19 protein-coding genes and 1 riboswitch are annotated in these 22,890 nt (G+C 36.9%); of the genes, 7 read left to right on the top strand and 12 right to left on the bottom strand.

Annotated features, from left to right (window positions below; all coding sequences use genetic code 11):
* Positions 1-58 precede the first annotated feature (58 nt).
* Positions 59-1,249, top strand: a complete 1,191-nt coding sequence (locus tag MHI02_RS00590; RefSeq protein WP_047186814.1) for a coenzyme F420-0:L-glutamate ligase — start codon at positions 59-61, stop codon at positions 1,247-1,249.
* A gap of 67 nt (positions 1,250-1,316) precedes the next feature.
* On the opposite strand, the gene MHI02_RS00595 is transcribed toward MHI02_RS00590, so the two are convergent.
* The gene (locus MHI02_RS00595) at positions 1,317-2,309 is read right to left on the bottom strand and encodes an inorganic phosphate transporter (RefSeq protein WP_341165570.1); all 993 of its coding nucleotides are present in this window, start codon (positions 2,307-2,309) and stop codon (positions 1,317-1,319) included.
* A gap of 13 nt (positions 2,310-2,322) precedes the next feature.
* Entirely contained in the window at positions 2,323-2,940 is a 618-nt protein-coding gene (locus tag MHI02_RS00600) for a DUF47 domain-containing protein (RefSeq protein ID WP_047186812.1), read from the bottom strand.
* A gap of 266 nt (positions 2,941-3,206) precedes the next feature.
* Between MHI02_RS00600 and MHI02_RS00605 the strand changes: the two genes are divergently transcribed.
* The 5 genes from MHI02_RS00605 to MHI02_RS00625 all read left to right on the top strand — a co-directional run bounded on the left by MHI02_RS00605 (position 3,207) and on the right by MHI02_RS00625 (position 7,939).
* Positions 3,207-4,832 carry a sensor histidine kinase gene (locus MHI02_RS00605; RefSeq protein ID WP_341165571.1) on the top strand — a complete coding sequence of 542 codons (1,626 nt, stop codon included), beginning with the start codon at positions 3,207-3,209 and terminating at the stop codon, positions 4,830-4,832.
* A gap of 4 nt (positions 4,833-4,836) precedes the next feature.
* Positions 4,837-5,559, top strand: a complete 723-nt coding sequence (locus tag MHI02_RS00610; RefSeq protein ID WP_341165572.1) for a response regulator — start codon at positions 4,837-4,839, stop codon at positions 5,557-5,559.
* Positions 5,560-5,731: 172 nt separating this feature from the next.
* On the top strand, positions 5,732-7,069 hold the full coding sequence (locus MHI02_RS00615; RefSeq protein ID WP_341165573.1) for a CitMHS family transporter: 1,338 nt from the start codon (positions 5,732-5,734) through the stop codon (positions 7,067-7,069).
* A gap of 303 nt (positions 7,070-7,372) precedes the next feature.
* Positions 7,373-7,630: a twin-arginine translocation signal domain-containing protein gene (locus MHI02_RS00620; protein ID WP_341165574.1), complete on the top strand. Its 258-nt coding sequence runs from the start codon at positions 7,373-7,375 to the stop codon at positions 7,628-7,630.
* Positions 7,631-7,711: 81 nt separating this feature from the next.
* Positions 7,712-7,939 carry a hypothetical protein gene (locus MHI02_RS00625; protein WP_341165575.1) on the top strand — a complete coding sequence of 76 codons (228 nt, stop codon included), beginning with the start codon at positions 7,712-7,714 and terminating at the stop codon, positions 7,937-7,939.
* A gap of 69 nt (positions 7,940-8,008) precedes the next feature.
* On the opposite strand, the gene MHI02_RS00630 is transcribed toward MHI02_RS00625, so the two are convergent.
* The 4 genes from MHI02_RS00630 to tnpA all read right to left on the bottom strand — a co-directional run bounded on the left by MHI02_RS00630 (position 8,009) and on the right by tnpA (position 13,032).
* Positions 8,009-9,484: a multicopper oxidase family protein gene (locus MHI02_RS00630; protein ID WP_341165576.1), complete on the bottom strand. Its 1,476-nt coding sequence runs from the start codon at positions 9,482-9,484 to the stop codon at positions 8,009-8,011.
* A 111-nt stretch (positions 9,485-9,595) separates the two neighbouring features.
* On the bottom strand, positions 9,596-10,960 hold the full coding sequence (locus MHI02_RS00635; protein WP_047186805.1) for an amino acid permease: 1,365 nt from the start codon (positions 10,958-10,960) through the stop codon (positions 9,596-9,598).
* A 162-nt stretch (positions 10,961-11,122) separates the two neighbouring features.
* Positions 11,123-11,201, bottom strand: a riboswitch (glycine riboswitch).
* Between the two features lie 308 nt (positions 11,202-11,509).
* Positions 11,510-12,622: a transposase gene (locus MHI02_RS00640; RefSeq protein ID WP_341165577.1), complete on the bottom strand. Its 1,113-nt coding sequence runs from the start codon at positions 12,620-12,622 to the stop codon at positions 11,510-11,512.
* 11 nt (positions 12,623-12,633) lie between these two features.
* A complete protein-coding gene (gene tnpA, locus MHI02_RS00645; protein ID WP_114335144.1) occupies positions 12,634-13,032 on the bottom strand; it encodes an IS200/IS605 family transposase in 399 nt (132 codons plus the stop codon).
* Between the two features lie 197 nt (positions 13,033-13,229).
* Between tnpA and MHI02_RS00650 the strand changes: the two genes are divergently transcribed.
* Positions 13,230-14,090: a metallophosphoesterase gene (locus tag MHI02_RS00650; RefSeq protein WP_083452630.1), complete on the top strand. Its 861-nt coding sequence runs from the start codon at positions 13,230-13,232 to the stop codon at positions 14,088-14,090.
* Between the two features lie 200 nt (positions 14,091-14,290).
* Here MHI02_RS00650 and MHI02_RS00655 read toward each other — a convergent pair whose 3' ends face one another.
* From MHI02_RS00655 to MHI02_RS00680, 6 genes are all read right to left on the bottom strand, one after another.
* Entirely contained in the window at positions 14,291-15,067 is a 777-nt protein-coding gene (locus MHI02_RS00655; protein WP_341166090.1) for an SDR family NAD(P)-dependent oxidoreductase, read from the bottom strand.
* Between the two features lie 178 nt (positions 15,068-15,245).
* Positions 15,246-16,499 carry a lactate racemase domain-containing protein gene (locus MHI02_RS00660; protein ID WP_216884200.1) on the bottom strand — a complete coding sequence of 418 codons (1,254 nt, stop codon included), beginning with the start codon at positions 16,497-16,499 and terminating at the stop codon, positions 15,246-15,248.
* A gap of 237 nt (positions 16,500-16,736) precedes the next feature.
* The gene (pdxA, locus tag MHI02_RS00665) at positions 16,737-17,735 is read right to left on the bottom strand and encodes a 4-hydroxythreonine-4-phosphate dehydrogenase PdxA (protein ID WP_047183972.1); all 999 of its coding nucleotides are present in this window, start codon (positions 17,733-17,735) and stop codon (positions 16,737-16,739) included.
* A gap of 99 nt (positions 17,736-17,834) precedes the next feature.
* Entirely contained in the window at positions 17,835-19,151 is a 1,317-nt protein-coding gene (locus MHI02_RS00670) for a four-carbon acid sugar kinase family protein (protein WP_060669119.1), read from the bottom strand.
* Positions 19,152-19,393: 242 nt separating this feature from the next.
* Positions 19,394-21,169 carry a sigma-54-dependent Fis family transcriptional regulator gene (locus tag MHI02_RS00675; protein ID WP_060669120.1) on the bottom strand — a complete coding sequence of 592 codons (1,776 nt, stop codon included), beginning with the start codon at positions 21,167-21,169 and terminating at the stop codon, positions 19,394-19,396.
* A gap of 331 nt (positions 21,170-21,500) precedes the next feature.
* A complete protein-coding gene (locus MHI02_RS00680) occupies positions 21,501-22,847 on the bottom strand; it encodes a gluconate:H+ symporter (RefSeq protein ID WP_341165578.1) in 1,347 nt (448 codons plus the stop codon).
* Positions 22,848-22,890 lie beyond the last annotated feature (43 nt).

Genomic DNA, 22,890 nt, shown 5'->3' on the forward strand with positions numbered 1-22,890 from the left:
TTAAAAAATGTATAGTGGAAATAGAGGTTATGAACTTACTTTTTAAGGAGCGATTCAAATGGAAAGAGTAGTTGGAACTATTGTTAGAGGTTTACGTTGCCCTATTATTAACCAAGGGGATCAAATAGAAGAAATTGTTGTAGATAGTGTATTAAAAGCTTCTGAAGTAGAAGGTTTTTCTATTCAAGATAAAGATATCGTAACAGTAACAGAATCCATTGTTGCTCGTGCTCAAGGTAACTACGCAACAATTGACCATATCGCTAAAGACGTCCAATCCAAATTTGGTGATGATACAATTGGGGTTATTTTCCCCATTTTAAGTCGTAACCGTTTTGCTACTAACCTAAGGGGAATTGCAAAAGGTGCGAAGAAAATCGTACTCATGTTGAGCTATCCATCTGATGAAGTTGGTAACCATTTAGTCGATATTGACCAACTTGATGAAAAGGGAGTTAATCCTTGGACAGATGTTTTAACAGAGAAACAATTCCGCGAGCTTTTTGGAGAAAACAAACACACGTTTACTGGCGTAGATTATATCGACTATTACAAATCAATTGTTGAAGAATATGGAATCGAATGTGAAGTCATTTTCTCTAACAATCCAAAATCTATATTAGAATATACGACAAGCGTATTAGCTTGTGACATTCATACTAGATTGAGAACGAAGAGAATCCTTAAAGATAATGGCGGAGAAAAGATATATAGCCTTGATAATATCCTAACAGAATCTATTGATGGAAGCGGCTATAATGAGGAGTATGGTTTACTTGGATCAAATAAAGCATCTGAGGACCGTGTAAAACTTTTCCCACGTGATTGTCAACCGGTTGTTGATGGGATTCAAAGAATGCTTCAAGAAAAAACCGGTAAAAACGTAGAAGTAATGGTATACGGAGACGGAGCATTCAAGGATCCTGTAGGCAAAATATGGGAACTGGCTGACCCTGTCGTATCACCAGCTTTCACATCTGGACTCGATGGAACACCAAATGAAGTGAAATTAAAATATCTAGCTGATAATAACTTCTCTGATCTTAAAGGGGAAGAATTACAAAAGGCTATTTCTGAGTTTATTAATAATAAAGAAGAAGACCTTGTTGGTGCCATGGAAGCACAAGGAACAACACCTAGAAAACTAACTGATCTAATTGGTTCCCTGTCTGATTTAACTTCCGGAAGCGGAGATAAAGGAACACCAATCATCTTTATTCAAGGATATTTTGATAATTATACGAAATAAAAAAATAGGCATTCAGCCGGACGAAGAGCTAAAAAGGACCCCAAGCATATGCTTGGGGTCCTTTTGATTAAGTAAGAAACAAATTAAGAATTAAGCAGAATAATCCACCTAACATTGCAGAGATTGGAAGTGTAATAACCCAAGTAATAACCATCCGCTTAGCTATTCCCCAGTTTACTCCTTTTACTCGATGGGATGATCCAACACCTAGAATCGCAGAAGAAATAACATGGGTGGTACTTACTGGTAAATGAATTAATGTTGCTCCAAAAATGACAGCAGCTCCTGTCAAATCAGCTGCCACCCCATTCACTGGGCGTATTTTCATAATTTTACCGCCGACAGTCTTAATAATTCTCCAACCACCAACTGATGTTCCAAGCGCCATTGCCGTGGCACAAGAAAGTTGAACCCAGAAAGGGACATCTGTTGTATCATGTAAACCACCGACAATCAATGCCATCGTGATAATCCCCATTGATTTCTGGGCATCATTTGTCCCATGTGCATAGGATTGAACGGCTGCGGTTAATATTTGTACGCTACGGAACTGTTTATTTGTCTTGGCAAGATTAGCATTTTTAAAAAGAACTTTAATAATGGCATAAATTAAGTAACCAACAACAAATGCGATAATCGGTGAAAGAAGAAGTCCCTCTAAAATAGATAAAAATCCACCGAAATGAACAGCTTGAAGACCAGCTGCAACAATCACAGCACCAGTAATTGCTCCAATAATGGCATGGGATGAACTACTCGGAATTCCAAAATACCAAGTAATTAAATTCCAAGCAATCGCAGCAAATAAAGCACCCAGAATGACAGTTAGGCCGTTTTCTAACTCGAAAGGATTCGCAATTCCACTTGTAATCGTCTGTGCAACACCTGTAAACGTTAACGCACCTACAAAGTTCATGACAGCAGCAAGGATAATTGCCCTTCTTGGCGACAATGCTCTTGTTGATACAGATGTTGCAATGGCGTTAGCAGTATCATGGAAACCATTGATAAAATCAAATACTAGTGCAAATATGACTATTAATATGATGACTAATTCCATTGGTTATCCCTCATTACGCGTTTTTCATCATAATACTTTGAAGTGTACTTGCAACATCCTGACAATAATCAGCAATATCCTCCAACGTATCGTAAATTTCTTTATATTGAATGACCTTAATTGGGTCCTTTTCATTTTGGAAAAGATCTTTTAGCGAGTCATGATATAAACTGTCACATTTACTCTCATAATCCTTGATCTGAATCGCATGGCTTTCCAAATCTTTTAACCGTCCATTTGCTAATAAGTCTATGGAGATTACTATTTCCTTGGAACATTTATGAATAAAATCGGTAAATCTATTCATAAATTCATTGGATGATAAAATTTGAAAAATCTCCATATAAGCGGTGAATTCCTCCATTCCATCAACAATATCATCCAAATTCATCGTTAATTGAAGGATATCTTCCCTTTCAATTGGTGTAATAAAAGTTTCATTTAAATCTTTGATGATTGTATGTACCTTATCATCTGCAATCGATTCGTACTCTTTGATTTTTTCTGCAAACTCCTTAAGTGTTTCTGCATCCTTTACTTTATACTCTACAAAGTACTCCACTGTGTTGTCTAGATGTTTAGCAAAATCCACTAAATAAAGTAAAAACTTATCAGGCGCTTTTTTGAACATGCTATATCCTCCAATATACATTCCTAATTTACGTTTTTTTATCTTCCCCATTATTATGAATAACATGTAAAATAGGGTGCTAAAATGTCTAAAATGGAATTACCTTATAATATTACCATTACCTTTCAAAGAAGTTAAAGAAAGATGACTTCCAGAAGTCATCTTCTTTAATTTTTTTCAGCTAGTAGGAATGGAATCTATCCCGATGACACCTGAATTGCTATAATAGATATATATTCATTCAAAATTTGAGGTGTCATCCATATATGGCGAATACGAAGCGAAATATAAGGAAAATTGGCATATACCCGAAAGTAAAGTTTAATTTAAAGTTGAAAATGATAACGCTAATAAGCTTATTACTTGTCGGAATATGTATTACTTTTGCCTTATTTCTACATCATTTCCTATCAAAAACGATTGAAGATCAAATGGGCAAAAGAGCACTAAGCGTTGCTCAAAGTATAGCAAATATTCCGGAGATAAAAAATGCCTTTTCTTTAGGGGATCCCTCACTTGTTATTCAGGATATTGTCACTCCTATACAAGAAGAAGTTGGTGCTGAATTTATTGTTGTAGGCAATAGGAACGGGACAAGGTATTCACATCCAGATGCTAATAAAATTGGCAAGAAAATGGTCGGGGGAGACAATGATCGGGCTTTGTTACATGGCCAATCATACATATCCAAAAAAGAGGGGTCGCTTGGTTTATCTATTCGGGGAAAAGCACCAATATACGCTAATCAAGAGATTATAGGTGTCGTATCTGTCGGTTTTCTAAATGATAGTATTCAAGATATTATTACCAATCAGAGTAAGTCCATTTGGTATACATTAGGCATTATTGTTCTAATTGGAATTATAGGCGCTATTATTATTTCCTATCATATAAAAAGATTATTGTATAATATGGAACCAGAGGAGATTTCTCATTTGTATTTGCAGAATGAAGCTATTTTACAGTCCACACATGAGGGAATTATTGCGATTGATCATAACGGATTTATCACAACCATCAATTCAGCCGCAATGCAAATTCTCCAATGCAAACAAGATTATGATTATAAAAAGACTTCAATCGAGCAAATCTTACCAGCAATTACTGATTCTAGGGGAGAGATATTTCATGATAGGGAAATGGTTCTTGGTGACCAAGTCGTATTAGTAAACCAAACACCCGTGTATTCGGAAAATGTTATTACGGGAGCAGTCATTACTTTTCGTAAAAAAAGCGAACTACAAAAAATAACCGAGGAATTATCTCGTATTAAGCAATATGCAAACGCACAAAGAGCACAAACACATGAACATTCTAATAAACTGCATATTATACTTGGCTTACTGTTAAACAATAAAATAAAAGAAGCCATAAATTTTATTAAAAAGGAAAATAACCTGCAAAGTGAAAGATTGAAATTTTTAACAGAAAATGTAACCGACCCATTGATACATGCTTTATTACTGGGGAAATCCAACCAAGCACTTGAGCTTGGAGTTACTTTATCGATTAATCCTTACAGTCAGCTAACATATAAACTTTCGGAAGCTCAACAGGATGCCATCTTAACTTCTTTAGGCAACATCATTGAGAACGCATTCGAAGCAGTGAAGAATAATATGGAGAAAGAACGCAAAGTATCTATTTTCTTTACAGATATCGGAAAAGAAGTTGTATTTGAAATAGAAGACTCTGGAGCAGGGGTTGAACAAAAGGATATTCCCCACTTATTTGAACAAGGATTCTCAACTAAACCGGGAGTACATCATGGTACAGGATTAGCATTGTCCAAGCAAGCGGTATATGCCGTTGGTGGGGAAATTATTTTAGAAGAAGCGGAATTAGGGGGAGCTTGTTTTATCATTAGCATACCAAAGAAACTAGGGGGATAAACAAATGAGTCAAAATTTCTCTGTACTCATCGTGGAGGATGATTTTAGAGTTGCTGAAATTCATCGGCAATATGTGGAAAAAGTAAATGGATTTAAAGTCATGGATACGGTTAATAGTGGAAAAGATGCGTTACATTTTCTTAAAAACACAAAATGTTTACCTGATTTGATTTTATTGGATATTTACATACCTGATGTGGAGGGTGTTAACCTCTTTTGGGAAATTCGTAAAACGTATCATGAAATTGATATTATTGTTGTGACAGCAGCAAAAGAAGTGGAAACCATTCAGGAGACGTTTCGTGGTGGGATTTTTGACTTTATCGTTAAACCTTTTGATAACATACGCTTTGAGCAAACACTATTAAGGTATAAAGATTTCCGACAACAGTTAGAATCAAACAAAGAATTGAGTCAGAAGGAGATTGATCGGATTGTAGGTTTTCAGGAATTACCTAATTCTTCCACAATAACGACGACAAATCTACCAAAAGGAATTGATTCTATTACATTGAATGAGATTAATCGTTTATTTAAGGAAAAAAACATAGAAGGAATAACTGCTGTAGAGCTCAGCAAGCAAATTGGGACAAGTCGTTCCACTGCACGAAGGTATTTAGAGTATTTAGTTTCCATAAATAAGATTGAAACAAAACTTATTTATGGAAGTGTTGGAAGACCAGAACGCAGATATATTCTCCGTGAAACTTATGAACAAAATGAGTAATATATAGTTTATTCTACTTATGGATAAATTATTTACCTCCTTCCTAAACTTGTGTTATTTTCATATTAATCTAAACTTTTAGGAGATAGTTCTTGTCCGTGTAACTTGTAAACGCATTCAATGTAGATGCTAATGATGTTATAAGTAAGGATTATCAGGAGGGGGAGACTATATGAGTCTTAGTTTGATTGGTTTTATTATTATATTAGTTATTGTAGCTTTGCTTATTAGCGGTAAAGTAACTCCGATTGTCGCAATGGTTATACCACCAGTTATAGGTGCACTTATAGCTGGGTTTACATTCTCTGAAGTTGGCACCTTTTTTGAGGATGGCGTAGTATCTGTAATCTCTGTTGCCGTCATGTTTATATTTGCAATTATTTTCTTTGGAATTATGCAGGATGTCGGTCTATTCGATCCAATGATCAATAAAATGGTTGCCCTTTCAAGGGGTAACATCGTTTTAGTTAGTGTTGTAACAGTTATTATTGCAGTAATTGCCCATTTAGATGGATCTGGAGCTTCTACCTTTTTGATAACGATTCCAGCACTTCTACCAGTATATAACCGTCTAAAAATGAACCCATATTTACTGCTCTTATTGGTAGGTGGTGCCGCGAGTATTGTCAATATGATTCCGTGGGCTGGACCATTGGGGAGAACTGCTTCTGTTCTTGGAATGGATGCAACAGAATTATGGAGGCCACTTATTCCGATTCAAATCATTGGTATCGTACTCATGTTGGCCCTAGCAGTATTCCTTGGAATGCGAGAACAACGTCGAATTATTAAGAAATATGGATCTTTGGAAATTGCAGCAACTGCTGAACAAGTAGACGATGATTCCTCTACCGATAATTCGGATACTTCAACGAAAAGAGATTCATTAGCTCGACCAAAATTACAATGGGTAAATGCTATTATAACTCTAGCTGTTATTGGTGTTCTTGTATCAGGCATTATTCCAGCAGGATTAGCGTTTATGATAGGGGTCAGTATTGCTTTACTAATTAATTTCCCTAATGTTAAAGATCAAATGGGAAGAATTCAAGCTCATGCTCCAAGTGCGCTAACGATGGCATCCATCATTATTGCAGCAGGCTTATTCTTAGGAATTCTTAACGGAACAGGAATGCTAACAGCTATAGCAAATGATGTAGTTAGTGTCCTTCCTGGGGTAATTGCACCTTACTTGCATATCATTATTGGTATTTTAGGAGTGCCATTTGATTTATTATTAAGTACGGATGCATATTACTTTGCTTTATTCCCTGTCGTAGAACAAATTGCAACAGGTTTTGGTATAGATTCTTTATCGACCGCATATTCCATGATTATTGGGAATATTGTAGGTACATTTGTCAGTCCATTAGCACCAGCGGTTTGGCTTGCACTAGGTTTATCAGGATTAGAAATGGGACGTCATTTACGCTACTCCCTATTTTGGATGTGGGGTCTTAGTCTTGTCTTACTAACAATTGCTATACTTATCGGTACCATTCAAATTTAATACTGGTGGACAAATTCACCCTTCCACTTTTCTTAAGAAAACAAAACCTTCGGTACGAAAGCGCATAACTACAGAGAGTAGGTTCACTCCTTGTAGCTATGTGCTTTATTTATTTAGACAAGGTATCTTTCCCCATAACACTTAAAAATTCTTAGATTAAATGTTTATTTTAAATTGGCTAGACTGTTTGGAAAATGCAATACCTATGCCTTTTATTTAGTTTTTACTCAAAAGTTTACCAATCTAAATAAGGTAAAACCCAATACCTTTGTTTTTCTAATTTATGAAGCAGGAGGTTTTTTCATGTCAGACAAGGATAAAAGTAATTTAAAAGAAACAAACAATTCCAGGCGTAGCTTTTTGAAAAGCTCAGGTTTAACCGTTGGGGGCCTTGTTGTTGGTGGGGCGCTTGGTGGCTTACTTGTTGGAAACAATGAGCCAGAAACAGAAGTGAAAACAGATCAGACCCAGGCAACTAATCCAAATGTCGGGATAATCCTTCCTTTTATGACTAAAATTTTGTTTCTTGCACAAATTAAGCATATCAATCAATTTTTATAGTAAAAGGATGATAAAAATGATAAGTAAATGGAAAAAGCTTCTAGCGGCATTCTATCTTTAGCCTTTTTAGCAGGCTGTAATATGAATGAAGACAATAACCAAGAACAGGAAACAAATGACCCGGAAAACGTAGATTATCGACCCGTCAAATATGATGATGAGACAAACACAGATGAAATTAACGAGGATCATATAAGAGATAAAGAACAGGGCGCACATAACGAAAACCCTCAAGAAACAAATATGGAACTTGAAAAGGGTAGTAAGGCGAATTTGATAAAAATCGTGGTGCGGAGTAAATTTATTTAAGGCCGCCAATGATAACATATTGTCATTGGCGGCCTTTTTTCTTAAGTTTTATTTACCATTTTTCAAAACTTAATGACCATTATGTGGATGTTCCACTCCATCATCGCGAAGTTCAGTTGGTGCTTGTGATTCTGTTCCGGGTTCTACAAGTAAAAATTGACCCATCATTCCTTCATCTTCATGCTTTAATAGATGACAATGATACATAAGCGGGTAATTAAGATCCGTATAGTTCCCAAATTCCACAGCAATTCTAACGCTTGCTCCATGAGGGATGAACACAGTATCTTTTCTTCCCCTTGCGTACTCTGGAGGCTCTTTATCGTTAATATCTAGTACTCGGAATGCTGCATCATGAATATGGAAATTATGCTCCGAGCCAAAGTTGTGAATTTCCCATATTTCCTTAGTACCTGCTGGAACCACTTCATCAATACGATACATATCCATCAATTTGTCATTAATCTCGTTCTCCATCGTCAGTTTAAATTGACGTACCTTCGCATCTGCTGGTACCTCGATTGGCTCTATGCTAGAAAGTTGCTTACTAATTGGGGATGACCCTGTTAATTCGGAATCTGCTACTATTTTCAGCAGGTCAAACTCACCATTTGTAATTCCAGCTCCACTGCTATAACTACGAAGAATAGTCTCCTCTTCCGGTTCAAATGCCACGACAATTTCCGCACGTTCCCCCGGGCTTAACATGAAACGTTCTAATGTAACTGGTTCATTTAGGAGACCAGCATCATTTGCTACTAGTTGGAAAGAACGACCATCTGTAAAGCCAAAATTGTATGCTCTTGCATTTGAACCATTTAGCAGTCGAAAACGAACTTGACTAGCCGTAACTTTAAGAAAAGGGTCATATGTCCCATTCACGAGTATTTCATCACCAAGCATCCCATAGGGTGTATCGTCATCCTCGGATAATTGCCCATCACTAGTAAACAATTTATCTTGTACGATGAGTGGGATATCGTCTACCCCATAATTAGAAGGTAGTTTCTTAGAATCCTCATCATCGATGATAAACATTCCTGCAAGCCCCCGATACACATGTTGCGCTGTTTTCCCATGCAAATGAGGATGGTACCAAGTAGTGGCAGATGGCTGATCAATTGTCCAATGAGGGGACCACGTCTCTCCTGCTTCAATCATCTGATGTGGGCCTCCGTCCATAGCTGGAGGTAGCATCATTCCATGCCAGTGCAATGTTGATGTTTCTCCCAATTTATTTACTACATCAAAAGAAACCTTATCTCCCCTTGAAACCCTAATAGTAGGACCAAGATAAGAACCATTAATCCCCCATGTATCCGTTATTTCACCTAGAAAAAACTCTGTAGTTCCTGGCTCCATCGTTAGGGAAAAGTGCTTCGTGCCATCGGATTCTATGGTAGGTTCAAGAAGTTCCGGTATTTTTAAGGCTTGTTGAAATTCTAATTTCCCCACATTTGTTACTGTTTCGTTACTATTACAACCAGCCAATCCGAAGACAAGTAATAAACCGAATGGAACTATTAATCTCCTATATAATTTCAATTTCTGCTTTACTTCCTTTCTATTCCGTAAAAAAAGAACCACAAGGACAGGTTCACTGTCCCAAAATTACTTATACAGACCGAGACAATGTACTCTGTCCCTATATCCCTGCTAAGCTGATAATTTTATATCTTTTTCTTTTTTTCCTTTAAATAAGTACAAAGTAAATAAAATAATAAACCATAGAGGTGTTAACAATAAGGCTGGCCGTGTTTCTTTGGCCACTAGCATAATGATAAGAACCATTGCAAATAATATTAGTACCGCATAATTAACAAACGGCGTTAACGGTGCCTTAAATGTTGATTTTGCCTGTAACTCAGGACGTTGTTTCTTATATCTTAAATGGCAAACTAAAATCACACCCCAAACCCAAATAAAACAAATGGCACTGATGGTTGTCACAATTCCAAAAGCCTGCTCCGGAATTAGCTTACTCAAAAGAGCACCTACAGATACGACGATGGTGGATATCCATAATGCATGACTTGGTACGTGATTTTTATTTAATTTCGTCATTTTAGAAGGTGCTTGTCCATTATTGCTTAGACTAAAGAGAATTCGACTCGTTGAAAACATTCCACTGTTACAAGCAGATGCCGCAGAAGTTAATACGACAAAGTTAATAATTCCAGCAGCAAGTGGAATTCCAATTAAGCTGAACGTTTTAACAAAGGGACTTTCCGACGCATTTAGTTCCGTCCATGGATTAATAGATAATAGAATGATAAGTGCACCCACATAGAAAAAGAGAATTCTAAATGGTATTTTGTTAATCGCTGATGGAATATTTTTTTCTGGATTAGCTGTCTCTGCTGCAGATACACCAACTAATTCCACACCGACATAGGCAAACACAACCATCTGGAATGAAAGTAAGAAACCTGAAACTCCATTCGGAAATAGCCCCCCATGCCCCCACAGATTATGAATCGTTACTATTCCAGCATCTGTCTTAGAGCCCATTACTAGCATGATCACTCCGATACCAATCAATGCGAGAATCGTAACAACCTTGATTAAGGCAAACCAAAACTCCAATTCCCCAAAAAGTTTTACAGTAAGTAAGTTCAATCCTAATAAAATGACCAAACATACGACAGCAGGTATCCATTGTGGAATATCAAACCAGTACCTTACGTAGACACCGACTGCAATGATATCAGCCATAGCCGTCATAATCCAACAAAACCAATACGTCCAACCAGTTACGAACGCTATCCGAGGTCCTAGGTAATCCTGAGCAATATCTGTAAGTGATTGATAACCAGAATTTGACAACAGAAGCTCCCCAAGTGCCCTCATTACAAAAAAGAGTGCCATTCCTACGATTAAATATGCAAATATAATAGATGGACCTGCAAGTTGGATGGCTTTACCTGATCCTAAAAACAACCCTGTACCAATCGTACCGCCAATGGCAATTAATTGTACATGCCGACTTGCTAAATCCTTCTTTAATCCTTGTTGTGCCAATGATATCTCCTCCAAAAAAATTTGTTTAGCCTTTCAATGTGAAATAAGGAGCAGATAAAAGAACATTAAAAAAAGAGATTGGAAGTCCTCCAATCTCGTGGTCATAAGAATAGTAAATACCATTTGTTACGCTAGCAATCGTTAGCTTAACAAATACATATTCATTACTCTTCTGTCCTTTTGCCTGAGATTGTGAACCCTTCGGCGCCGCTAACCAAGCGGTCTCTCCAGAAGCTGCTCCCGCTATAGTGTGACCCATAGCATTCATAGCTAGCTAATTATTAAATTATCTTAAAAACTAGAAACTGTTTCTTAATAATAGTAAATTGTAAAACTGCTAGTACCATTTGTCAATAGTAAATTTTTTTACCCATCCTTATAACCCCCTATCTATTCTAGTTTGTTTTTGCTATAGTTTAATAAGTGAACTACCCCCTCTTACCACCCTCACGGGTTGCTTGAAGTGGGGGCTTCTTGGGTAATCGCCACTTTTGGTAGCTGACGAATTTGACCAAGCTAACCCTCTTGTTCCAAGAGTTTATTTTTTTATCAGGCACTTTCTAACAATCGAATGCCTTCTTTTTTGATATTGAGTGCTGAATTGTAATCCCTATCAAGGTTTAGTCCACATGCACATTGATAAGTGCGTTCTGATAATTTGATTTCTTTTACTGCCCCACATTTCGAGCAGGTTTTTGTAGAGGGAAACCATTTATCTATTTTGACAAGTCGTTTTCCTTGTTCTTTTAATTTGTAGTGTAAGAAAGAAGTAAACATCCCCCACCCATTATCAGCGACACTTTTACCAAACTTTAGTGCTTGTGACATCCCCTTCATGTCTAAATCTTCAATCACAACAGCATCATAGTTAGTTACTAATTCTTTCGACTTATGATGAAGAAAGTTCTTCCGTTGATTGGCGACCTTCTCCCCGATTTTAGCTACTTGAATACGTTGTTTATTCCAGTTAAAAGATCCTTTCTTTTTGCGCGAAAGTTTACGTTGTTCCATTGCTAATTTATCAAGCATTTGTCGATAAAACTTAGGGTAATTGGCTCTCTCACCCTCGCTATCGACAAACAACCCATCCATCGCAAAATCTAACCCGACTACTTTTTCAATTTCTTTGCTCTCTATCTCCTTCTCGTACTCTGTAAGAATAGAAATATAGTATTTTCCTGATGAGGTCATAGATAGGGTACAAGATTTGATTTTGTATTCGGATGGTATCTTTCTATGTTGCTTGATTTTGACCATTTTTAGTTTAGGTAATTTGATATGACTATCCAATAACTGAATATTACCGTTTACAACATTTGTTGTGTAACTTTGCCTGTGTCGTTTACTTTTGAATTTCGGGAATTTGGCATTCCCCTTGAAGAATGCTTTATATGCCTTATCCAAGTTTAGTTGTGCGTTCGCTAACGCTAAGGAATCTACCTCCTTTAGCCATTCGTACTCTTTCTTGTATTTGGCAGGAGTAGGGTTCTTCACCTTTTTTAAGGCATCTTTATCATCCTTTAATAAATCATAAGTCTCTTTACGTTCAGCTAACATCTTGTTGTAGACAAAACGGACACATCCAAACGTTTTGCGTATGATCAAAGCCTGTTCATCTGTTGGATACAATCTAAACTTGTACGCTTTATTTTGTTTAGCCATATCAAATCACCTCACTTTGCCCCTTGATTTTCAATATATTTTTTCACCACTTCAATTGGTGAACCACCAGTCGTCAACAAACAAAAACTTCTTGACCAAAACATTTCTTTCCATAATTTTTTACGAACATGAGGAAAATCCTTCTTGATAAGTCTTGAACTGGCACTTTTATAGGCATTGATGAATTTCGATAATTCACTGTTAGGTTGTGCTTTGAACAAAATATGAATATGGTCCATATCGTGGTTCCATTCAACTAATGTAATATTATACCTTTCACTCAATGTCACAAATTTATCTTTGGCATAATCTGAAATGGTATCATCTATTACTTTTCTACGATACTTCACGACTAACACAAGATGATAATACATCGAGAACACTGAATGGTTATTACTATCTAATTTCATTTTTATATCAATCCTTATGTTTTATAAGACTGATTATACCTTAATGAACAATAAAGGCAAAAGAAAAAGCCTTGGGGCTGTCGCCCAACCGAAATTCATCTCCCCCTTACCATTGGGCTACGCCCTTCACACGCTTGAAGAGGGAGACTTCTTTCGGAAGTGCGTTAAAGAATGACAGGTAAGGGGTTAGTAATTGTATGGAAAAGAGAGAGAAGATCAATAGACATCCGAAGAGGAAGTTTAGGAAGCTATTCGTTTCTATTGCATTATTTTTCTTATTATCTATGATCGGAAAGATCCACATTGATACAAATACTTTTAAACTAAATCGAATATCGCTTCAAAGCAGTAAGCTAGACGTGGGCACAGAGATAAGCCTTTTACAGATAACGGATGTACATAGTAAGGTATTTGGGGAAAATAATGAAGAGCTAATAAAACAAATTCAAGATTTAAACGTAGACATGATTGTTCTAACGGGAGATTTAATAGATAGAAAAACATCGGATTTTCAAGATGTTTTTCATTTAATTGATAAGCTAGTTCAGATCAATCCACAAACCTATTTTGTAACAGGGAATCACGAGTGGGATAATCCAAGAAAAAAAGAATTCTTGTCTGGCCTTAAAACAAGGGGCGTTACAATACTAAGCAATAAGAATATCGAATTGGAGAAGAATGGATCCACATTTCATATTATTGGTATAGATGATGTATCAACAGAGCGGGAGAATATGGAAGAAGCATTTTATCAGGTAAACGATCAAGTATATAATATTTTACTTTCCCATTCTCCAAGCGTTATACAGAAATATGCGGATCTTCCTGTAGATTTAGTACTAAGTGGACACACACATGGTGGGCAAGTAAGGTTGCCATTAATCGGTGCAATTGTTGCTCCTGACGAGGGGCTTTTTCCACATTTGCAAAAGGGAATCTATAACATAAAGGATAATAGCTTTTTATATATTGATAGCGGTCTAGGCACAACTGCATTACCTATACGGTTCCTCAATCAAAGTCAAATAAGTCTTATCACCATTCGCTCGAACGAATAGGAATTGCACGGAAATTACCTATTATCGCTGGTTTGTTATTATCTTGTGCAGTCATTGGCGGGAACTTTACCAATTCCCCTAATATAGTGATTGCCTTTATGTCCATCGCATTTTTGGGCCAAGGGATTGCGTCAACTGTAACAGGCGCACTATTGTCTGATATTGCTCCAAAAGGAATGGTGGGTATAACAGGTTCCTCTCTATACTTTGTTGCTAATATCGGTGCCGTCAAAATTACTGCGCGGTATGGCCCCATCCACAAGGAGTGTTGTACCATTAACAAAACTAGCATCATCACTAGCTAAGAAAAGAACTGCTTTTGCTATTTCTTCTGGCTTTCCAAGTCTACCTTGTGGGTGAAGCGAAGCTAAATGTTCTTTAGCTTTAGAATCAACTTTAGTTAGTAAAGGAGTGTCAATATAACCAGGGCAGACTGCGTTAACACGAATTCCGTCCTTTGCATAGGCTGTACATAAGTTTTGCGTTAATAGCTTCACGCCCCCTTTAGCTGAGGAATAAGCGGTTGGGTTTGGCAAGGAAACAAAACTATGAATGGATCCAGCATTAACAATGACACCACCTGTACCTTGTTTTTGAAACTGTTCAATCGAATATTTATCGGAAAGGAATACTCCTGATAAATTAATATCAATGATTCGTTTCCATTTTTCATAGGACAATTCGTTTGCTGGTGCATCATCGGCAATTCCAGCATTGGCATACATAATATCCAGTTTGCCGTATTGCTTCACGGTTTCGTTAATCATTTGTTTAATATCTTCTTCTTTGGTTACATCCGTTTTAACAAATAACGTGTCAAATCCATTTGAATTCAACTCTTCTGATAGATTGTTACCTCGTTCTGAAAGGTCAGCAATAACTACCTTTGCTCCTTCTTTAGTAAAAAGACGTACAGTTGCTTCGCCAATTCCACTTGCTCCACCTGTTACAATTGCTACTTTATCCTTTAATTTCAATTCAATCACGCATCCTTTCAACATCTATTTTAAACCTTCATTTTGTATTCTATCCAACAAAGCGCTTTGTAATATTAAATTCATATTATCCATTATAGGGTTTCTTAAATAAAAGAGAACCGGTAAAAAGACAAGAAAAAGAGGGGTTCCAAATGGAAAACCCTCTATACATAAAAAACTATTGCATCGGCGGGAAATACCCATCTGCATCGAACTTCATTTCATGTAAATCCTCTAATACTTCGATGTTGTCATTATCTTTCAATTCATTAAAAATTACTTCTGATACAAAAAGCTCTCCGATATGAAGTGTGTTTGGTATCCTCACGATTCTTGCCTCGTTAGCTGGAATACCCCATGTAGCCCGGAGAGCTGCTTCTAACGCCTCACGGTCGTTATCAAGGACAATAGGAATTTTAGCTCTATCTAGAAATGTACTTGTTACAACATTTTCATTCATAGCTTTTAAATCAATTTTTTCAAATAAACGCTTCGTTGTTAAATCAGCTAGGCCGATTCCTAATGCATTACCATGACTCGCCTCACTTAGGTTAGAGGCAATAACATATTTTATACTTGGCTTTTCTGGCTCTTCTACTCCTAATACACGGATCCGACCAATGATATTCGTATCCATACCTGTTCCACTATAGTTTTTACCGATTTCATCAACGACTAATATATCCATTTCGTCAACTGGTAAACTTGGCATCAAGGCAAATGCTCGTTTCAATAATTCTCTTTCGCGTTCTTCAATTTGGTCTGGATTAATTGCTTCAATAATCGCTGTTTCTTCATGCGCGTTTTCTACAATCGCTATACCAAACAGTGTATTTGAATTGCCAATGGCCACTTTACCAACCTCAGGCATCATATCACGAATTCCTCTAATACCATGCGTATGTAGCGCTAATGCTTGCTTATGTTTGCCCATGCCTATTGACGCCATTTTTAAGATACCACTTTCAATATCCTTTTTAAAATCAGTATGTGGCTTCACACGCCCCATCACAATAATTCCATCCGCATGGTAAGCATGTTGATCAACATAAACAGGGATTCCTGCTGATGTTTTGCCAACCTCTACAACTTCCATGGAAGAACGGATCTCACAGCCGGTTGATTCCTCTGTCACACCAAGTCCATCTAATACTTCGATTTGTCCTTCAGCAGTAGCACCACCATGACTTCCCATTGCAGGAATAATAAATGGTGTTGCACCTCTTTTTTTAATTTCATCCGCTACGCTTTTAACGATGAGTGGAATATTAGCAATCCCCCGGCTTCCAACAGTAATCGCAATTTCCATGCCTGGCTTAATCTTTTCGTCCGCTTTCACTTGGTTGAATTGCTCTGAAACTGTTCCAACAATATCGTTCAGACTTTCCACTTGAAATCTTTGTCTTATTTTTGCAAATTTCGGTAAAGACATTAAATGTCACTCCTTTCGTATTTCTTTTGCCCAGTATTTATGTTAAATATCCCCGTAAAGCGGAATAAATATATCATTCTTCAACATTTTCATGACATAAAGACGCTACGTTTTCTTCTACTTTGAACCTTAAGGCAAATGCCTTAGTTACGTTTACGAAAATAGGAAAGTGCTATACTTCCCTATTTACCAATGAAGCAAGAGGTTGATAACAACCTCTTGCTTAACTTTTTATAATTAATTTTCAGGTGCTAATTCAACCGCCATGCGTAGCGCTTCTTTTAGTGATAGCTCGTCCGCAATATTTTTACCAGCGATATCAAAAGCCGTTCCATGGTCAACACTAGTACGTATTGTTGGAAGACCAACCGTAATATTTACTCCAGCTTCAAGACCTAGAACTTTAATTGGTCCATGTCCTTGATCGTGATATTGCGCAACAACGATATCAAAGTCACCGCGTTTTGCTCTAAAGAATAAGGTATCTGCCGGAAGCGGTCCTTGTACATTAATTCCTTCTTCCTGTGCCTTTTCGATAGCTGGAATGATTTTTTCCTCTTCTTCGCCATGTCCAAAAAGTCCATTTTCTCCAGCATGTGGGTTAATTCCACAAACTGCGATACGAGGGGATTTAATTCCTGCCTTTTGTAGTGTTTCATGTGCAAGTTTAATAACTGTATATTGACGATCGACATTAATCTTATTAATGGCATCAATTAGTCCAACATGTGTTGTCACATGAATGACTCTTAATCCAGGGGCAGATAGCATCATTGCGAAATCTTTCGTATTTGTTAGTTCTGCTAAAATTTCTGTATGTCCAGGATAGATGTGACCTGCTTTATGAAGCGCTTCTTTATTCAATGGCGCTGTACAAATTCCTTGGATTTTTCCTTCATTGGCATAAGAAATTGCTTTTTCCAAATAACGGAATGCAGCGTTTCCTGCTTCAGAAGAAACTTGTCCCCATGGTAAATCTTCAGAAACTAAATCTAAATCAATAATATCAATTGTACCATATTCGTACATTGCATCTTCGGGTTGTGTAATGCTATTTAATTGAAGCTCCAAATTTGTTACTTGTAGCGCCCTTTTTAAAATTTTGGCGTCACCGACTACAAATGGACGGCATCTTTCATAAATATTTTTGTCATTTAAGGATTTGGCGATAATCTCAGGGCCTACTCCTGAAGGATCACCCATTGTAATTGCAATACTTGGTCTTTTAGAAGCCATCATAATATCCTCCTATTTTCATATCTTATTTCGCCAAGCCTATTGTAAATGTCGACCATAAGCTTGGCGTTATCACTTTACTTCGCTTATAACAAATTATTAGTTATTTCTTTTCGTATATCCATGCACTTCGGTAACTGTTTGAAGAGCTTTAGTAAGTGCCTGCTCGGAACCAAATGCACCCGCTTTTGTTACAACGGGAAGGCCGTCATATAAACCACCAAATAACTTACCATAAGGGATTCCTGCTTCAACTTCTCCAATAACTTGAATTCCCTCACCTTTTAATGCTTTACATGTAGCTCCTGCAATATCCCCACCTGTTAAAACAGCACCGCAAATGTCATTCTTTTCAATTAACTGACAGGCAATAATCCCCATTGATTCAGCAATAGTATGCCCTACTTCAAAATTCGATAAATCAAGTTCATGTTTCCGTTGTTTCACTCGATCCATCGCCTCTTGCCCACGATCAGTCTTTATTACTAAATCGCCTTTTTTCAGTAATGCTTGACCAGCATGAACAATACGATTAATCTCACGCTTTCGCTCATCTTCATAAAAGAATGCTTCCGGAGAAATAACAATTTCTTCTACAGTATTCCCTTTTTTCAAATCATGAATCTGTTGATGCGTAATCGTGTTCACACTACCCGCCACTACTAATACTGGTGGACGTTGTTCTATTCGCTTGTTAAGTACTACCTCTTCATGGTTACCTGTGTTTGAAAAGTGAGAGGCCACCCCTGCCGAGCCAACCCAAAGGAACTCCTCTTGTATCATTTCAGCAGCATCAACAATCGTTTTGAGCTCTTCATCTGTCGTTGCATCCATGACAACAATTTTGGAAGAATCATCTGTGGTTTTCTCCATCATTTTTTCAAATAAGTGACGTTTCCCTTTTCGTACATCCGAAATGGAGATTAGTTCGACATTGCGCTTACTTTGCTCCTGTAATAGTTTCGGAAGGTAGCTTTCTTTCACCGGGCAGGATGGATCATTTGCAATTTCCGACTCCGCTAATAACACCCCGCGAACATAGTGCTTTCCATCTACGGTTGTTCGCTTACTTTTTGGAAAAGCTGGTACGACAAATGAGGTCTTAAATTGAAATACGTCCATTACTGCATCAATTTCTTGACCAATATTTCCTCTCATGGTTGAATCGACTTTCTTAAACACGTTTGTTACGCCTAATTTGTTTAATTCAGTTGATAGATTGAATACAATATCATAAGCCTTTTGAGAATCAAGTGCACGACTATCTGAATTTAAAACAATGACATCTTCACTTAAATGTGCTGGTTGTAAATGTGTATCTGAAAAAAGTACGGTTGTGTTTAACCCTTTTTTCGCAAATTGAACACCTGTATCATTTGCGCCTGTTAGGTCATCTGCTATCACTGCCAGTTTCAACTCATTCGCCCCCCTTCTCAATCATCTCAGTATATAGTTCTTGCGTTTTCACTTATTTCTACTCCTATTATCTATATCGCATTATATTTATCTCGTTCACGTATTCTATAACGCTTTCAGTGATAATTATAAACCAAAATGTTGCATTTAGCAATGTTTTAATTATAATTCTTCATTTAATTCTATTGATGTTGTATTTTGCATCATTTAAATAGAGGGTTTAGCCACAAGAAAAACGCAAGCTATTCTTTTAGCTTGCGCCATAAGGTGGATCGATTAATTCCTAAACGTTTAGCTGCCCTGGATTGATTCATCCCTTCATCCTCAAGGACTTTTGTAATTACTTGCCTCTCAATTTCCTCTAATGTACCGCTAATATCAATATACGATAGCGCATCATTCCACTTCTCTTGTTGCTTCAGTCGTTTAAATACGATATCCACTTCCGCTTTCTCGATATAATAGGATTGTGATTCCAAAAATAATTGTTCCATTACATGTTTTAATTGCCCTACATTTCCTGGCCAATCATAGTCCATCATCTGCTCCAACGCATCATCACGAATCCCGACTACTTTATTCCCATATTTTGGATGCAAATCAGAAATAAATACGGGAACCAATTCCTCCATATCCTCTTTACGCTCCCGAAGTGGTGGAATTTGAATCTGTAATGGAGATAATAATCGGAATAGCTCGCGATGGAAAGTTTTATTTTTAATCCTTTCCTCTATGTTATCCTTGGAAGATACAATCCATTGTGGCTTCTGCTCGCTTTCATCCTTTAGGACACGCAATAACTCCTTCTGCATATAGGAATTCAATTGGTCAATATTTTTTAAGAATATAATTCTATTGGAGTACTTTTGGAAAAAATCATCCTTAATAAGATCTTTCAATTGTTCTGCACTTATTACATCACAACGCAATGTAATTAACGGTTCGTCTGCAGTTTTTCTTTTTAAATAAATGGAATGGGCTACTAATTCTTTTCCGTTCCCTTGTTCCCCCATGATCCAGATAGGCTCCTCACGATCCCCGTATAGATCGATTTGTTCCAACACCTTCTGAATTGCTTCACTTTTCCCCGAAATAGGGGTACGTGAGGCGGATGTATGCAATTCAATTGCGGTTTGATTCGCTTGCCCACTATGCGTAGTTATTTGATTGGAATGTGTCTTTTCAAAAAATAGTGCCACTTTATCCTTGATTGGGCATGAGGTTATTTTCCATAATTTATTATTAATGTAAAGCAATTTTACCTGCTTTTCGTTTGTTAAGGTTGTTTCTTGTATAAGTTTTTTTACATCAGTAGCATTGTCTAAATTTAACCAATGAAATTCGTTATGGAATCGTTCATTCCCATAAACTATTTTCTCATCTTGATTAAAAACCCCGATAGCATGTTCATCACTATCAAGAATTGTTTCCATTAACGTAATATCTCGTTGTAGCCTTGAAAATAAACGATAGGACCTTCTTGTTTCTTCTAAAGCATCCATAATTGCTTCTTTTCCGGATGTAATCAGTACTCCTGTCATCCCTAATTGTTTAGCGGCTTGCATCGTCACTACATCACCGATTACTACCTCATATCCATTCTTTTTTAACCCTGTCAATTTCCCTTTTACTTCATTATCCTTTGTAATCGTTAATGTTTTAATATCTAAATCTAGCAGCTTACATATAGTAGCAGCACCTTGTGTAATATTAGAGAAGCCAACAATAGCAGCCTTACCGGAAAAACCCTTTACAAGTGTTAAAATGCGTAATACATCATAGCCAGAAACTTGAATATCTATCACCGGAATGGATACTGCCTCTTGTATCATTGATGCCGTACCACCACGGCTTATAATAACATGATAACCCTCATTTTCAGCATTCTTTGCAATTGCGACACCTTCATATAAGTTACCTAATTCAATGTGTAATTCAATATCTTCTACTTCTTGACTAACCTCTTTCATCATTTCAAGCAATCCCTCATAAGGGACGACTACCAATGCTTTTATCATTTTATTTCACCTTCTGTCGCAAAAATCAAGTTATGTATTCTATATTTTTCTAATATCTAGCAAACTATAAAGGAACTTAAATGGATTATATAATCTTAACAATCCTTTTAATTCACCTTGTGATTTTACAATTTCACAAAGAGCTTAAAAATAATCTATACTATGCAAATTGCAACACTATTAATTATAAGCCATATTCCTTTAAAGTAAAAGTAATTAGTAAAACGGTTTCACTTGTAATGTTCACCATAATCTATTGAAACAGGAAGAATTATAAGATAAAAAACAACCATTTTATAACATCTATAAAATGGTTGTTTTTTCAGTTGTTTTAAACAATCATATCTAATAATAAAGTACATATTAAACCAGATACAGCAACTATTGTTGAAAGTACAGTATATGTTCCAAAAGCCTCTTTTAATGTCATACCTAGAGACTCTTTAACCATCCAGAAGCCGGCATCGTTAACATGGGATGCAATGGCACTACCTGCTCCAGTCGCAAGTGCAACTAGTTCAAGGTTAACATCTGGTATTCCAGCAAGGGATGGAATAACCAATCCTGCTGTAGTTAACGTTGCAACCGTTCCTGATCCTAAACAAATACGTAATATAGCTGCGACTGTCCAAGCAAAGAAGACTGGCGACATAGACGATCCTGCAAAGATATCTGCAACATAATCACCAACACCACCATCAATAAGCACTTGTTTTAAAGCACCTCCACCGCCGATGATTAGAAGTAGCATACCTAAGGAATTGATTGCGGAAGAGCAAGAATCCATTAATGTCTTAATTGGAATATTTCTTCTCAATCCCATTGTATAAATTGCTAGTAATAAAGAAAGCAACATAGCCATTGATGAATTACCAATAAAGCGAATAAAGTTCACTAGCATATTATCCGAAAAGCCTAGAGCAGGTTGAATCATATCAACGATTGCTCCTAAAGCCATTAAGATCACAGGAAATAGTGCTGTAAATAAACTAATACCAAAACCAGGTGTTTCTTCTAGCTTAAATGTCTTTTGTACACCAAATGATTCACTACCCTCTCTAGTAAAAGCAGTTGGCACAATTTTCTTCGCAAGTTTCGGATACAAGATTCCTGCAAAAATAACCGTTGGGATAGCAACAATAATTCCGTAGATTAAAACTAAACCAATATTCGCACCATACTCCGCAGCTACTGCGGTTGGACCTGGATGCGGCGGTAAGAATGCATGTGTTGCCAAAGCAGCAGTAACCATCGGTAGTCCTAATTTCACGATAGAAACTTTTAATTCCTTTGCAATCGAGAATATAATTGGAACAAGCAATACAATTGCAACTTCAAGGAATAAAGCAATACCAACTATAAACGAAGCAAATAGAACAGCCCATTGAATTCTCTTTTCACCAAATTTATCAATTAACGTTACAGCGATACGGTTAGCTCCACCTGAGTCTGCAATTAATCTACCAAGCATTGCACCCATACCAAAGATTAACGCAATATGAGCAAGTGTTCCACCTAAACCGCTTTCAACCGACTCAACAACTTCCCCCATAGGCATTCCAAGCGATAAGGCTACAACAATCGCAACAATGATTAGGGAAACGAATGTGTTTAATTTAAATTTCATAATAAAAATAAGTAGTAATAGTACCCCTATGGCAACAATTAATAATGGCATAAATTAGTCCCCCTGATGTAATTTTTAGCAGTTCTGTTTGTTT

This window comes from Oceanobacillus sp. FSL K6-0118, assembly GCF_038006665.1.
Taxonomy (GTDB): domain Bacteria; phylum Bacillota; class Bacilli; order Bacillales; family Amphibacillaceae; genus Oceanobacillus; species Oceanobacillus caeni.